At 69.5% G+C, this 14,696-nt stretch carries 13 protein-coding genes; 4 read left to right on the forward strand and 9 right to left on the reverse strand.

The annotated features are described in order from the left end of the window. Positions 1 to 196: 196 nt before the first annotated feature. The 4 genes from OG257_RS02855 to rfbB all read left to right on the forward strand — a co-directional run bounded on the left by OG257_RS02855 (position 197) and on the right by rfbB (position 3,925). Entirely contained in the window at positions 197 to 1,003 is an 807-nt protein-coding gene (locus tag OG257_RS02855) for an IclR family transcriptional regulator (RefSeq protein ID WP_329204441.1), read from the forward strand. A gap of 145 nt (positions 1,004 to 1,148) precedes the next feature. Next, a complete protein-coding gene (locus tag OG257_RS02860; RefSeq protein WP_329204442.1) occupies positions 1,149 to 1,706 on the forward strand; it encodes an NADPH-dependent FMN reductase in 558 nt (185 codons plus the stop codon). A gap of 168 nt (positions 1,707 to 1,874) precedes the next feature. Then, positions 1,875 to 2,942, forward strand: coding sequence for a glucose-1-phosphate thymidylyltransferase (locus OG257_RS02865; RefSeq protein ID WP_329204443.1), 1,068 nt, complete (start codon positions 1,875 to 1,877; stop codon positions 2,940 to 2,942). Beyond that, entirely contained in the window at positions 2,939 to 3,925 is a 987-nt protein-coding gene (gene rfbB / locus OG257_RS02870; protein ID WP_329204444.1) for a dTDP-glucose 4,6-dehydratase, read from the forward strand. The genes OG257_RS02865 and rfbB overlap by 4 nt, the downstream gene beginning before the upstream one ends. 69 nt (positions 3,926 to 3,994) lie before the next feature. Here the strand turns inward: rfbB and OG257_RS02875 are convergent, their stop codons facing one another. The 9 genes from OG257_RS02875 to OG257_RS02915 form a co-directional block, all read right to left on the reverse strand. Continuing rightward, positions 3,995 to 4,969, reverse strand: a complete 975-nt coding sequence (locus tag OG257_RS02875) for an ABC transporter permease (RefSeq protein ID WP_329204445.1) — start codon at positions 4,967 to 4,969, stop codon at positions 3,995 to 3,997. 4 nt (positions 4,970 to 4,973) lie between these two features. Next, complete coding sequence (locus OG257_RS02880) at positions 4,974 to 6,005, reverse strand: LLM class flavin-dependent oxidoreductase (RefSeq protein WP_329204446.1); 1,032 nt, start codon at positions 6,003 to 6,005, stop codon at positions 4,974 to 4,976. Beyond that, entirely contained in the window at positions 6,002 to 7,186 is a 1,185-nt protein-coding gene (locus OG257_RS02885; RefSeq protein WP_329204447.1) for a macrolide family glycosyltransferase, read from the reverse strand. The genes OG257_RS02880 and OG257_RS02885 overlap by 4 nt, the downstream gene beginning before the upstream one ends. A 17-nt stretch (positions 7,187 to 7,203) precedes the next feature. Next, complete coding sequence (locus tag OG257_RS02890; RefSeq protein WP_329204448.1) at positions 7,204 to 7,620, reverse strand: PPOX class F420-dependent oxidoreductase; 417 nt, start codon at positions 7,618 to 7,620, stop codon at positions 7,204 to 7,206. 41 nt (positions 7,621 to 7,661) lie between these two features. Next, complete coding sequence (locus OG257_RS02895; protein ID WP_329204449.1) at positions 7,662 to 9,278, reverse strand: ABC transporter substrate-binding protein; 1,617 nt, start codon at positions 9,276 to 9,278, stop codon at positions 7,662 to 7,664. A gap of 88 nt (positions 9,279 to 9,366) precedes the next feature. Next, positions 9,367 to 11,091: an ABC transporter ATP-binding protein gene (locus OG257_RS02900; protein ID WP_329204450.1), complete on the reverse strand. Its 1,725-nt coding sequence runs from the start codon at positions 11,089 to 11,091 to the stop codon at positions 9,367 to 9,369. Continuing rightward, on the reverse strand, positions 11,091 to 12,056 hold the full coding sequence (locus tag OG257_RS02905) for an ABC transporter permease (RefSeq protein ID WP_329204451.1): 966 nt from the start codon (positions 12,054 to 12,056) through the stop codon (positions 11,091 to 11,093). The genes OG257_RS02900 and OG257_RS02905 overlap by 1 nt, the downstream gene beginning before the upstream one ends. Positions 12,057 to 12,257: 201 nt before the next feature. Further along, a complete protein-coding gene (gene rfbH / locus OG257_RS02910) occupies positions 12,258 to 13,628 on the reverse strand; it encodes a lipopolysaccharide biosynthesis protein RfbH (protein WP_329204452.1) in 1,371 nt (456 codons plus the stop codon). Further along, entirely contained in the window at positions 13,628 to 14,635 is a 1,008-nt protein-coding gene (locus OG257_RS02915; RefSeq protein ID WP_329204453.1) for a Gfo/Idh/MocA family protein, read from the reverse strand. Before OG257_RS02915 ends, rfbH begins: the two co-directional genes overlap by 1 nt. Between the last annotated feature and the right edge of the window lie 61 nt (positions 14,636 to 14,696).

Genomic DNA, 14,696 nt, shown 5'->3' on the forward strand with positions numbered 1-14,696 from the left:
GGCGGACCCCGGGGGTCGCTGCCGCGGCCTCTGCGTGTGTCATGCCGTCAGGCTCGGGCAGCCGCGAAGAGCTTGTCAAATAGTGAAGGCACATTTCACATAGCGGCAACCTTTGCCATGATGGGGTCGACGACGGCAGCCCCCTCCCCCACTCCCGTCCCCGTCCACACGGACGGCCCAAGGAACAGGACCTCCCATGGCACGACAGGACACTCCGGAGCCCGCACCCAGCCGCCCGGCGGGCGCCCAGACGGTTGAGCGGGCCTTCGAGGTCCTCCAATGCCTCAGAACGGCCCCGGGGCCCGTCGGCGTGTCCGACATAGCCCGGAGCCTCGACCTGAACGTCAGCAGCGTCTATCGGATGACGAGAGCCCTGGAGAAAGCCGGTTTCCTCGAGCAGGACCCGACGACCCGGCGCTACCGGCTCGGCAGCGCCATCGCCGGGCTCAACCGCGTACTGATCCACCAGCGCAGGTTCGACCTGGCACGACCCGAGTTGCAGCGGCTCGCCGAGGAGACGTCCGGTTCGGCCACACTCGCACTGCGCGACCGCAACGAGGCCCTGGTCGTCAGCGACCTGCCCGTCACCGAGGCCACCGGCGACTGGGGTACCCGGGTCGCCAACTCCGTCCCCCTGCACGCGTCCGCGTTCGGCAAGGCCCTCCTCGCCTGGCCGGCTCCCACGGACGCGGAGCTGGACTCGCTCGCTCCCTTCGAACGGTTCACGGAGCGCACGATCACCTCGGCCGAGCGACTGCGCGACGAGCTGGCGGCCACCAGGGAACGCGGTTACGCCGTCTCCAGCAGAGAGCTCTATCCACTGCAGTTGACCGTCGCGGTGCCGATCCTCAACCAGGACGGCGGCAGCTATCTCGCCCTGGGCGTGGGCACCACCTGGAGCCGGGGAGCGGCGGCCCGTACGAGGACCATGGCCCGCCTGGCCCAGGACAGCGCGCACCGGCTGCGCACCCTCCTGGTCCCCGACTCCCCCGGCCGGTGGTGAGCCGGGTCCCGCCTCGTGCGGGCCAACTCGCGTTGATGCGGGTTCACTTCAGTCCCGTGAACAGATCCCGATGGGAGTTGACGTATCACCTCGGAGTCCCACACCCTTGAGTTGATACATCAACTCATAGGGATGGGGAGCAGTCATGCCCAAAATTGCCGTGATCGTCGGAAGCGTTCGCCCGGGCCGGGTCACCCGCGAGGTGGCCGACTGGGTGCACACCGTCGCTTCCAAGCGTCCGGAGGCCGACTACGAGCTGGTCGACATCGCGGACTTCGACCTGCCGGCCTACGACGAGGCGCTGCCGCCGCAGTACGGGCAGTACGAGGGTGCGCACACCAAGCGCTGGGCAGCGAAGATCGCCGAGTTCGACGGCTTCGTCTTCGTCACCCCCGAGTACAACCACAGCGCTCCCGCGGCGCTGAAGAACGCGCTCGACTACATCTACGGCGAGTGGAACAACAAGGCCGCGGGCTTCGTCAGCATCGGCGCCGCGGGCGGCGTGCGCGCGGTCGAGCACCTGCGGCAGATCGCCTCCGAACTGCAGATCGCGACCGTGCAGGCGCAGCTCGGGCTGCCCGTCTCGGTCGACTTCCCGAGTTACCCCGCCTTCTCCCCGTCGGAAACCCGCGAGGAGGAGCTGGGCCGGGTGCTCGACCAGCTCGAGAACTGGGCAGGCGCACTGAAGGCAGTTCGCGGCTGACGGTACGGCACACGCCGTACAGCCACCGCACCATGGTCCCTCCCGCGCCCGTCGCGGGAGGGAACTCCTTTGCGGGCCTCGCAAAATCCCCGGAGGAGAGCATCCATAGGGGTTTCGGGAGACCGCTCAGGGGACGCAGGCGGGGATTCTCCGTGAAATATGGGATGCATGAAATCATTGGTACTCGCCGGTGGTTCCGGCACCCGCCTGCGCCCGATCACGCACACCTCGGCAAAACAGCTGGTTCCGGTAGGTAACAAACCAGTTCTCTTCTACGGGCTCGAGGCCATTGCCGCCACCGGTATCACCGAAGTGGGCATCGTCGTGGGCGATACGGCGGACGAGATAGAGAAGGCCGTCGGTGACGGTTCGCAATTCGGTATCGAAGTCACCTACATCCGGCAGGAAGCCCCCCTGGGCCTCGCCCACGCGGTCCTCATTTCCCGCGACTTCCTCGGCGACGAAGATTTCCTGATGTACCTGGGCGACAACTTCATCGTCGGCGGGATCACGGACGTCGTCGACTCCTTCCGCAGGGACCGGCCGGACGCCCAGGTTCTGGTCACCCGGGTCCCCGACCCTTCCCGGTTCGGCGTCGCCGAGCTGGATTCCGCCGGGCATGTGGTGAGGCTGGAGGAGAAGCCGCAGCAGCCCAGGAGCGACCTGGCGCTGGTCGGTGTCTATCTGTTCACCCCCGCGGTCCACCGGGCCGTGCGGGCGGTCAAGGCGTCGTGGCGCGGCGAGCTGGAGATCACCGACGCCATCCAGTGGCTCATCGACGAGCGCCTGCGGGTCCGGTCGACGACGATCACCGGCTACTGGAAGGACACCGGGAACGTCGACGACATGCTGGAGGCCAACCGCACCGTGCTGGAGACCCTGGTCCCCGGGATCGAGGGCGAGACGGACGACGCGACGCGGATCATCGGCCGGGTACGGATCGAGGCCGGCGCCGTGGTCCGAGGATCCCGGATCGTCGGACCGGCCGTCGTGGGCGCGGGAGCGGTGGTCATCGACTCCTACCTCGGGCCGTTCACCTCGGTCTCCGAGAACTGCCACATCGAGGACAGCGAAATAGAGTTCTCGATCATCCTGGCCGACTCGTCGATCAGAGGCGTGCACCGCGTCGAGGCGTCCCTCATCGGCCGTTCGGTCGAAGTGACCCCGGCTCCGCGGGTGCGCGCGGCCCACCGGCTGGTACTCGGCGACTACAGCAAGGTGCAGATCTCCTCATGACCACCAAGATCCTTGTGACGGGTGGCGCCGGATTCATCGGCTCGCACCACGTGCGCACCCTCCTCGGCCCCGAAGGACCGGACGGGGTCACGGTCACGGTGCTGGACGCCCTGACGTACGCCGGCAACACCGCCAATCTCGCCCCTGTCCGGGATCATCCCGGCTTCCGCTTCGTTCACGGTGACATCCGGGACAGCGCTCTCGTGGACCGGCTGGTCCCGGAACACGACCAGATCGTGCACTTCGCCGCCGAGTCCCACGTCGACCGTTCGATACTCAGCGCGACCGAGTTCGTCACCACGAACGTCCTGGGGACGCAGACGCTCCTGGACGCCGCGCTGCGCAGCGGTCTGGAGACGTTCGTCCACATCTCCACCGACGAGGTGTACGGCTCCGCCGCCGAGGGCTCCTGGCCCGAGACCGATCCGCTCCGGCCGAACTCGCCCTATGCGGCCTCCAAGGCGGCGGCCGAACTGCTGGCCATCGCCTGCCACCGTACGCACGGCCTGGACGTGCGGGTGACGCGCTGCTCCAACAACTTCGGCCCGTTCCACTACCCCGAGAAGCTCATCCCCCTGTTCATCACGAACCTCCTCGACGGACGGCCGGTTCCGTTGTACGGGGACGGCCTCCACATCAGGGACTGGCTGCACGTCGACGACCACGTCCAGGGCATCGAGCTGGTCCGCACCAAGGGGATCCCCGGCTCGGTCTACAACATCGGTGGCGGCACCGAACTCACGAACAAGGATCTGACGGGGCGGCTGCTCGCGGCCTGCGGGGCCGGCTGGGAGCACGTCGAGTACGTCGAGGACCGCAAGGGCCACGACCGGCGGTACTCGGTGGACTGCACCAGGATCCGCGACGAGCTGGGTTACGTACCGCGCGCCGACTTCGACGGAGCCCTCGCCGAGACCGTGGCCTGGTACCGGGCGAACCGTGCCTGGTGGGAACCGCTGAAGAAGCGGTCGGCGCCGTCATGACCGCGCGCGCCGTGAGCAGGCCCCTGTCCGGGTGGGTGGACAGGGGCCTGCTCGTGCCGCCGGAAGACTCTAGACGGGGACGCCGACCGCAGCGGGTACCGGCGGGCGCCGGCGTCGTCCCTCGCGTGCGATGCGCGGGTCGATCACCGGGTAGAGGAGGTCGATCAGCAGGTTGACCACGGCGAACACCGTGGCGCCGAGCAGCACCAGGGCCTGGACGACCGGAAGGTCCTGCCCGCTGACCGCCTGCGTGGTGAGCCGGCCGAGCCCGTCGCGCGAGAACACCGTCTCGACGACCACGGAACCCGACAGCATTCCGCCGACCAGCAGCCCGACCATGGTCAGGGCAGGCAGGACGGCGTTGCGCAGCGCGTGCCGCACATGCACGACCGGCCGTGTCACGCCTTTCGCCCGTGCCGTCTCCACGTAGCCCTCCAGGAGTTCCGACTGCAGGCTCTTGCCCAGCAGCTGGGCGATGAGCGCGCCGGCGGGCAGCGCGAGGGTGAGTGCCGGCAGGACCATGCTCTGCGGTCCTTCGTTGCCGATCGCCGGGAAGACGTGCCATCGGAACGAGAACTGCTGCAGGAGCAGCAGGCCCACCCAGTACGAGGGCAGCGACACACCGAGCGGTGGGAGGCTCATCAGCAGCTGCTGCAGCCAGCGCCACCGCACCAGCGAGGCGCCCACCGCGAGCGCCGTGCCGAGCAGGAGGCCGAGCCCCAGACCCGCGCCGGTGATCTGCGCGGTCTGGGGCAGGGCCTGACCGATGAGGTGGGAGACCTGTTCCCGGCTCTGGATCGACTGGCCGAGATCGCCCTGCAGGACCGCGCCGAGCCGGCTCACGTACTGCTCGGTCATCGGGCGGTCGAGGCCGAGGTCGGCGCGCATCGCGTCGAGCTCGGCGGGGCTGAGGCTGGAGTTGGGTCCGGCCATCACCGCGACCGGATCGCTGGGCAGCGCGAACAGCACCACGAAGGAGATGGTGAAGGCGGCCCAGATCACGAAGACGGCCTGGCCGGCCCGTGACAGCAGATAGCGCGCCATCGGTTCAGCTGCTCCCGTCCAGTGCCCGGCTCGGGAGCTCGCGTCGGAGCACCGGGGCGATTTCGTCGAAGAAGAGCTCCAGCGTGGCGTCGTACTGTGCGCGGCTGAGGATCTCGCCGTCGACGTGCAGATGGAGGAGCTCGTGGCCGAACTCCTGGTGCTGGCCGATGACTTTGTCGATGATCTGCTGGGGGCTGCCCACCAGGACGGAACTGTGCTCGATCCAGTCCTCGACGGTGTCGTACGCGATCGAGCCGCCGTCGAAGGTGCGGTTGACGGCCAGGCGTGCCTCGAAGACGGGGCGGTAGGCGGCGACGGCCTCCTGGGAGTTCCGCGCTCCGAAGTAGCCGGCCGTACCGGCGCCGACGAGGGCCCGGCGGGGGTCGTGCCCGTAGGAGGCGAAGCGTTCCCGGTAGTGGTGGATCAGCTTGGCGTAGCGGTCGAGCGGACCGCTGCCGTTGGAGGAGAAGACCGGGTCGCCGTGCTGGGCGGCGAAGTCGACCGATCCGGTGCTGCTGCCGCTGCCGTGCCAGATCCGGATGTTCTTCTGGTACGGCCGCGGCAGGGCCTCGGCGTTCTCCAGGGAGCGGCCGAGGCGGCCTTCCCAGGTGACGTCGTCCTCGGTCCACAGCCGCCGGAACAGCGCGTAGTTCTCCCGGAGCAGGTCCCACTGGTTCTCCGGGGTGATCCCGAACAGTTTGCTGGACCTGGGGTAAGCGCCCTTGGCGACGATGAGGTCGAGGCGGCCGCCGGAGAGGTTGTCGAGCGTGGAGTAGTCCTCGAACGCCCTCAGCGGGTCGAGCATGCCGAGCGTCGTCACGGCGGTGAAGAGCCGGATCTTCGAGGTCCGCGCGGCGATGTTGCTCAGGAGGACCGGTGGGGAGGACGACACGGCGGGGCGGTCGTGGCGTTCGCCGATCCCGTAGGCGTCGAACCCCCATTCCTCGGCGCGTACCGCGTAGTCGATGAGCTCCTTGAGCTGGAGCTCGTCCGGCTTGTCCTGCCGTGGCAGATGAGGGAGGAGGAGGAATTTCATCGCTGCTCCCGCTTGAGGTGGTTCTCGATCTCGTCGACCGCGAGCGCGGGCCCGCCCGATGCGCGGGTGTGCTCCTGCAGCTCGCGTACGCGCCGGGCGACGGCCTCGTCGCCCGCCACCGAGAGCACGGCCTCACGCAGCGCCGCCGCATCGAGGTTCTCGGGCCGGACGACGGTGCCGATGCCCAGTTCGGTCACCCGCTCCGCGTAGGGGAGGACGTCGACGCCCTGCGGCACCACCACGACCGGTGTGGCGGTGTGGAGGGCTTCGGAGAGGCTGCCGGTGCCGCCGTGGGTCACGAATGCGGCGGCGTGTTCGAGGACCTTCACATGGTGTATCCAGCGGTGGACCTCGACATTGGGCGGCAGGGGTGCCAGCTCGGCCGGGTCCAGGCCGTTGCCCACCGAGATCACCGCGTGCAGGGGCTGGTCGCGGAAGGCTTCGACGGCGGTTCGGAAGAAGCCGATGTGCTGGTTGTTGACGGTTCCGAGCGAAATCAGCACGGTGGGCAGACCGTCGGCCGGCGGCTGCCAGTCGTCGAGGAAGTCCCGGTCCCCCAGGCTCGGCCCGATGAACACGAAGCGTTCGTCGAAAGTCTCGTGGGCGGGCTGGAACTGCCGGGGCACGAAGACGACGGTGAGCTCGTCCGGGACCCGCCGGGTCCACAGGAACTCCTCGACCCGGTCGGCGATGCCGTATTCGTCGAGGAACGCGGAGATCTCGTCCACCGGGTCGGTGAGGGCGAAGTCCGGTGCGAGGGCGAAGATCCGCTCGAAGTACGAGTAGTGCGCGTTGGACACGACACTCGGCGCGAGGTGGACGGCGGGGAGCTGCCAGCTGTGGCGCAGTACGCGGCCGGCCTGGAAGGCGGCCTCGTCGTAGGCGAGGAGGTCCGGACGGTCGTCGCCGTAGTGCGCCTCGACGGCCCGCAGAATGGCGACGTTCTCCCGGAAGAACGCCTCGGTCGGGGTGATGGAGGTGTCGTTGGCCAGGCTCTCGAGCGGCTTCACCGAGGTGTAGGTCAGCACGTCGGCGCCGGCCCCGCGCACCTTCTCGGCGAACTCCTCGATCGTCACGTAGGTGACCTGGTGGCCGCGCCGGACCAGTTCGGAGACCAGTGCCAGCTTGGGGAAGAGATGTCCGTTGGACGGTATGTCGATGATCAGTGCTCGTATGGACATGGGAGTCCTCCTTGGCGTCAGGTCCGGGGAAAGGCGATGATCTTCTCGGGCACGACCCGCACGGCGACCCGCACCAGGCCGTCCGGCGGTGCGTGGGTCTCCCCCAGGTACTTGAGGGCCAGTTCGTCGGACAGCTCCTGTGCGCCGTCCTCGGAGAGGTGCGCGATCCCGCGCACCTCCACCGAGCTGTACGGGTTCGCCGCATCGAACACCGAGACACTGATCCGCGGATCGCGTGCCAGGTTCCTTGCCTTGCCGCGCGCCACCGGGGCCACGAACAGCAGGGTGTCGCCGTCCCGCTTCACCCACACCACCGAGGACTGCGGGCTTCCGTCGGGGTTCACGGTGGCGATGACCGGGAAGTTCCGGCCGTCGAAGAGCGCACGGGTTCGTTCGTCGAGCGTCACCGGCATGGCGACGATCGCCTCCTTCATCAGTCGTTCGGTACGTGGGTGGGAGCGGGGACGGCGGACCGTCAGGAGAGCCAGACGGGCGTCAGCGGGTTCAGCCCGGCGCCCGCGCCCAGCGTGAGTCCGTGCACCTGCTTGCCGGTGGCGACGACGGTCGTCTGCTCGAACACCGGGAGGTAGACGACCTCTTCGACGATGCGTCGCTGGGCCTGGGCCAGGATCTTGTTGCGGGCGGCGGGGTCACCGGTCGCGACCTGCTCCTGGAGCAGCGGCTCCAGCGTCGTGTCGTTGATCCGGTAGTAGTTCGGCGGCGCTCCGGAGAAGGAGGTGCGCAGCACGTCACCGTCGGCCTGGGTTCCGTTGGTCCAGAAGAAGTCGTACTTCTCCTGCTTGAGGCCGTCGAGGATCTGCAGGCCGGTCTGCTGGAGCAGCTTCAGCTCGATGCCGTTCTCGGCGAGCTGGGCCTTGATGAGTTCCAGGGTCTTCTGGCTGGCGGTGTAGCCGGGGAACCAGCCGACGACGAGGCTGAGCTTCTTGCCGTCCTTGGCCCGTACGCCGTCGCCGCTGCGGGTCCAGCCGGCGGTGTCCAGCAGCTTGCCCGCTTCGGTGGGGTCGTGCTTCACCACGGAGCCGAGGTCGGTGTAACCGGGCGTGGTGGACGCCAGCACGCTGGTCGCGGGCTTGAAGTCCGGGCTCAGTACGGCGTCGCGTACCTCCGTCCGGTCGACCGACAGGGCGATGGCCTTGCGGACGCGTACGTCGTCGAGCGGCTTGCGTGCGGAGATGGGCACCAGCCCCCACACCAGGCCGGGGTTGGGCCGGGTGACGAGCTTCAGACCGTTGTCGCGTACGGACGCGATGTCGCCCGGAGGTACGTCGCTGACCGCCTGGACCTGCCCGGACTCGAGGCTGCCGGTGCGGACGCTCGCCTCCGGCACCACCTTGAAGACGACCTTGTCGAGGTAGGCGTCTCCGGTGTGCCGGACACTGCCGGGCGACCAGTCGTACCCCTTGCGCTTGGAGAGGGTGACCTGGCCGGGTGCGAAGGTGTCCAGGACGAAGGGGCCCGAGCCGATCACGTTGTCGACGCGCTTGTCCCAGGGGAGCTTGAGCGTGGCCGGGGCGACGAGGGACAGCCCGGTCTGGGAGGCCGCGACGAGGAAGGGCGCGTTGGGCTTGCTGAAGGAGACCGTCACCGTCGCCGGGTCGACGACCGAGGCTTCGGTGAACGCGCTGACCGTCGGCGCGATCGAGGGGTTCACCTTCGCCTTGTTCGCGACCAGGTCGTCGAAGTTGGCCTTGACCACCTCGGCTGTCAGCGGGGTGCCGTCGGAGAAGGTGACGCCTTCGCGGAGGTGGAAGGTGAACTCGGTGGCGTCCTTGTTGATCTCCCAAGACTTCGCGAGCCACGGCACGATCTTGCCGGTCTCGGGGTCCTGGTTCACGAGCGAGTCGAAGAGCTGCCGGTTGACGTAGACGGCACCCGTGTCGGTGAACGCACGGGGGTTGGCGCTCTGCGGGGACTGCTGGAGGGCGAGGGTGAGGGTCCCGCCCTTCTTCGGTGCGCTGTTGGCGGCGTCGCCGGACGCGGCGTCGTCCGTGCCGCCGCAGGCGGTGAGCAGGACGGTCAGGCCGGCGGCCAGGGCCAGGGTGGAGCGGAGTCTGCGTGCTCGGGTGTACATGACGGGGTTGTCTCCTTGTGGTGCTTCTCGAAGGGTGCGGGGGGTGGTTCTGCGTCAAAGGGGCGGGCGTGAGCGGGTCGTCCGGTGCTCAGAGGCGTGCGGCGGACGGTTGTCCGGTCTGCCCGAGCTGCTCACGGCCGGGGATGGCGGCCAGCAGAGCCTCGGTGTACGGATGGCCCGGACGTGTGAGGACCTGCTCGGCGGGGCCTTCCTCGACGAGGCGGCCGGCGCGCATGACACCGACCCGGTGGGCGATCTGCCGCACCACGGCCAGGTCGTGGGAGATGAACAGACAGCTGAGTCCGAGCCGGGCCTGGAGCTCGGCGAGCAGGTCGAGGATCTGGGCCTGGACGGAGACGTCCAGTGCGGACACCGGCTCGTCGCAGACCAGCAGGCCCGGGTTGAGCGCGAGGGCCCGTGCGATCGCCACGCGTTGCCGCTGGCCGCCCGAGAGTTCGGAGGGCCGGCGCTCCAGGGCCGTGGCGGGCAGGGCGACGAGGTCGATGAGTTCGGCGGCCCGCTGGGTGCGCTGACGGCGCGTCCCCAGTCCGAACGAGGTGAGGGGGTCGGCGACGATCTGGCCGACCGTCAGCCGGGGGTTGAGGGCCGCGTAGGGGTTCTGGTGGACGATCTGCATCCGGCGGCGCAGCGCGCGCAGTTCCCGCCCTCGGTGGGCGGTGACGTCCTCGCCGTCGACGTACACCCGGCCCGAGGTCGGGGTGGTGAGCCGCAGCAGCAGCCGTGCCACGGTCGACTTGCCCGATCCGGACTCGCCCACCAGCGCGAGCGTCTCGCCGCGCGGGACCGTCAGGCTGACGTCGTCGACGGCGCGCAGGACCGTGCGCTCGCCGGCCGCGCGCGGCAGCCGGTACTCCTTCACCAGGTGCTCGGCGCTGATCTGTACCGGGCCCGTGGGAGCGGCGAAGGCGTCGGAAGCCTCCGGTGCCGGGCCGCCCGGTTCCCGGACGGTGGCCGCGGGGCGTGCCGGAGGTCGGGGCCCCCGGCCCGGGGCCGCGGCGACGAGTGCCTTCGTGTACGGGTGCGTCGGGGCGGACACGATGCTTTCCGGCAGACCGTCCTCGACGACCTCGCCCTGTGCCATGACCAGGACGCGGTCGCTCCGTTCGGCGGCGACCCCGAGGTCGTGCGTGATCAGCAGGACGCTCGTGCCCGCGGCACGGGTCAGCGACTGGATGTGGTCGAGGATCTGGCGCTGCACGATGACGTCGAGCGCGCTGGTCGGCTCGTCGGCGACGATCAGTCGTGGCCGGGCGGCGACGGCGATGGCGATGAGTACGCGTTGGCGCAGACCGCCGGAGAGCTCGTGGGGGAACTGACCGGCGCGCCGGCGTGGATCGGGTACGCCCGCGTCGGCCAGCAGATCGAGTACGGCGGCGCGTGCGCCGCGCCGGTCGGTGATCCCGTGGGTGATCAGCGCCTCGGCCACCTGCCGCCCGATGCGGTGCACGGGGTTCAGCGCGGTTCCGGGGTCCTGGGGGATCAGGGCGATCTCCCGGCCGCGCAGGCCTCGCAGGTGCCGTTCGCCCAGGCGGGTGAGGTCCTGGCCGCCGAAGCCAATGCTGCCGCTGCTCAGTTCGGCGGCGGGCGGCAGGAGGCCGAGCACGGCGTGCGCCGTCGTGGACTTTCCCGATCCGGACTCGCCGACGACCGCGACGGTCTCGCCCGGGGCGACGGTGAAACTGACGGACCGTACGGCTTCGACGACACTGCGGCGCAGCCGATAGCGCACGACGAGGTCGCGGACGTCGAGGAGCGGGGCGGGTTCGGAGCCGGGAATCGTTGCGGAGCTCATCAGGCGGCCCTCGGATCGCTGTCGAGGGCGCGTGCCACCCGGTTGGAGGCGACCACGGTCGCGGCGACGGCCAGGCCGGGGAAGGTGGTCAGCCACCAGGCGACCCGCAGTGAGTCACGGCCCTCCGAGACCAGTGCGCCCCACTCCGGTGTCGGCGGCTGCACTCCGTAGCCGAGGAAGCTGAGCGCGGAGACCGCGAGGATCGCGGTGCCGAACTCCAGGGCGGCCAGCGCCCAGACCGGTCCGAGGGTGTTCGGCAGGACGTGCCGTGTCAGGACGCGAGGCCACCGTGCTCCGCCGGAGTGCGCCGCTTCCACGTACAGGCTCTCGCGGACCTTGAGTACTTCGGCGCGCATGATGCGGGCGCAGGTGGCGATGCTCGTCAGACCGACCGCGATGGCCGCGTTCCGGGTGCCGGGTCCCAGCGCCACGATCAGCACCAGGGACAGCAGCAGACCGGGTATGGACAGCAGCATGTCCACCAGCCGCATGATCACCATGTCCGTGCTTCCTCTGAGGAATCCGGCCAGGAGGCCGAGCAGTGCTCCCGCGGTCAGTCCGATCAGGGTGGCGATCAGGGCGGACAGCAGGGACACTCCGGCCCCGTGCACGAGTCGCGTGAACAGGTCCCGGCCGAGCTGATCGGTCCCCAGAAGGTGCTCGGCGGAGGGACCGAGCAGCCGGTCCGGGGTGTCCACGGCGAGGGGATCCCGCGAGGTGAACAGTTCGGGGGCGAGCGCGGCGGTGACTGCGGCGAGGAGCCAGAGCACCGCCAGCGCCAGTCCCGGCCGGACGGCCGGCAGCCGCCGGGTGCCGGTGCGGAGCCGTAGCCGGGGCTTCGAGGTCCCGTCGCCGGAGCCCTTCGGCGACGCGGCACGTTCGGCGGGTGGGGTCTCGGGGGTACGAGCCCCGTCGGCACCCGGCCCGGTCACCGCGCCCGGCAGGGAGTCGGGTAGCAATCTCACGGCCTCTCCAGATGTGCGGACTGTCGTTCGCAATACCGCGCCCGGCAGCTCGGAAGGCCGCGCTTGGTGAATCGCAGGAACTGTCGATAAAACTGCGTCGGCGAAACTCTGTCGGGAAATCAGGCTTTCGACCCCCCTGCACCCACCCCTATGCCCGCCCTGACCTCCGGGCGAAAGGTGTCGGCAGTGTTTCGCCGTGTGTCAGCGCCGTCCCGCGGAGAACTCCCGGATCGACGCGGCGACGTAGTCGATCATTTCTGTGGTCAGTCCGGGATACACACCGATCCAGAACGTCCGTTCGGTGATGATGTCGCTGTTGCGCAGATCGCCGACCACCCGGAATTCGACATCCTGATAGGCGGGTTGGCGCGCGAGATTCCCGGAGAACAGCATGCGCGTGCCGATCTTCCGGGATTCCAGGAAGGATATGAGCTCGGCGCGGTCGAAGGGCGCGTCGTCGGTGACCGTCAGGACGAAGCCGAACCAGCTCGGATCGCTGCCGGGAGTCGCCTCCGGCAGCTGGAGCCCTCGAACGCCGTCCAGCCCTTCCCGCAGCCGTTGCCAGTTGCGTCGGCGGGCGGCGCCGAATTCCGGCAGCTTGCCCAGCTGGGTGAGTCCCAGAGCTGCCTGGAGGTCGGTGGTCTTGAGGTTGTAGCCGACGCGCGAGAACGTGTACTTGTGGTCGTACCCCTTGGGGAGCCGGCCCAGTTGGTGACCGAATCTCTTGTGGCAGGTGTCGCTGGCGGCGGGCGGGCACCAGCAGTCGCGCCCCCAGTCGCGCAGTGACTCGATGACCTTGGCGAGGGCCACCCGGTCGGTCACCACGCAGCCGCCCTCACCCATCGTCAGATGGTGGGCCGGATAGAAGCTCGCGGTGGCCACGTCGCCGAAGCTGCCGGTGGGCCTGCCCCGGTAGAAGGAGCCGACGGCGTCGCAGTTGTCCTCGATGAAGTGCAGACCGTGCTCGTCCGCGATCTCCCTGACCTCGGCCACCGGGAAGGGGTTGCCGAGGGCATGGGCGATCATGATGGCCTTCGTGCGGGGCCCGACGGCCTCCGCCACCCGCTCCGCGGTGGTGTTGTAGGTCCGCAGCGAGACGTCGATCATCACCGGGATCATGCCGTTCTGCACGATCGGGTTGACCGTGGTGGGGAATCCGGCCGCGACCGTGATCACTTCGTCGCCGGGGCGCAGCCGTCGCCTGCCCAGCTCCCGCTGGGTGAGCGCGGTCAGGGCCAGCAGGTTCGCGGAGGACCCGGAGTTGGTCAGGTGGGCCTTGCGGCGGCCCAGCAGCGTCGCGAACTCCCGCTCGAACTGCTGGGCGGCCGGACCTGCGGCGATCCGCATGTTCAGGGCGGCCTCGACCAGCGAGACCCGGTCGTCCTCGTCGAAAACCGCACCCGAGGGGAGGATCGGCGTCTCACCGGGCACGAAGCGCCGGCCGGCCTCCTGGTCCCGGTGGAGCTTCCGGACCAGTTCGAGGATGGGACCGTGCTCAGGGTGCTCGGTCTGCTGCGTCTGCTGCGTGGTTTCAGGGTGCTCGTTCTCTTGCGTGTGTTCGGCGCCGCTCATCACAACCCCATCGGCTCGCGGTCGGACAGGGAACTCAGGAGTGCCTGCTCCCGTACTCGGTCGACGAGCCGGGCCTGGGAGAGGACGGATTCGCCCTCCAGGCCGGACGGCAGCCCGTCACGTACACGTGCGACGAACGCCGCGACCACATGGGCGAACTGGTCCTCGGCCGGCAGGGTGAGCTCCTCGACGTGGTCCTGGCGCTCGATGCGAATCACCGGACCGTGGGTGGGGGGCGGCGTGTAGGCCCAGGAGGTGGATATCCGCCCCGCACTGCCCCAGAGGGCGTAGCGCGAACGGTAGGCGTGCTCCATGCCCCAGGTCAGATGGGCGGTCACCCCGTCGCGGTTCGCCAGGAGCGCGGATCCTCCCAGGTCGACCCCGAGCCGATGGTCCATGTGGAGGGCGGCCCCGAGTACGTCGAGCTCCTCTCCCAGGTACAGCAGGGCTGTGCGAACGGGGTAGACGCCGATGTCGGTCAGCGCCCCGCCTCCCACGTCGGGCCGGTAGCGGATGTCGTCCTCGCCCTTGGCCGGGAAGGCGAACTCCGCTGTCAGAGTGCGCAGTTCGCCGACGACACCGTCGGCCACGAGTTGCCGCACCCGGGCGTGCTGGGGGTGGCACAGGAACATGAAGCTCTCCAGCAGCGCCAGTCCACGTGACTCGGCGAGCTTGACGAGCGCGGCGGCGTCCTCGGACGTCGCGGCGAGCGGCTTCTCGGACAGCACGTGCTTGCCCGCCAGCAGGGCGCGCTCGATCCATTCGGCGTGCAGGAGGGCGGGCAGCGGTACGTACACCGCGTCGATGTCGTCCCGCGACAGCAGTTGGTCGTAGCCGGCCACCGGGTCGCCGCCGAAGCGCCGGGTGAAGCGACGGGCCTTGGCCTCGTCCCTGCTGGCGACGGCCACCAGTTCCACGTCCGGATTCCGCTCGATCGCCGGAAGCATGCGACGCCAGGCGATCCCCGCACAGCCGACCACACCGATTCTCAGCGGGCCCGGGTTCACACGGGGATTCGGGGGGCTCCCCCCGGAAGAATGCTTCACTCCACGACCTCCATCGGGCTGA

Origin of the sequence: Streptomyces sp. NBC_00683 (genome assembly GCF_036226745.1) — a bacterium.
Lineage (GTDB): Bacteria > Actinomycetota > Actinomycetes > Streptomycetales > Streptomycetaceae > Streptomyces.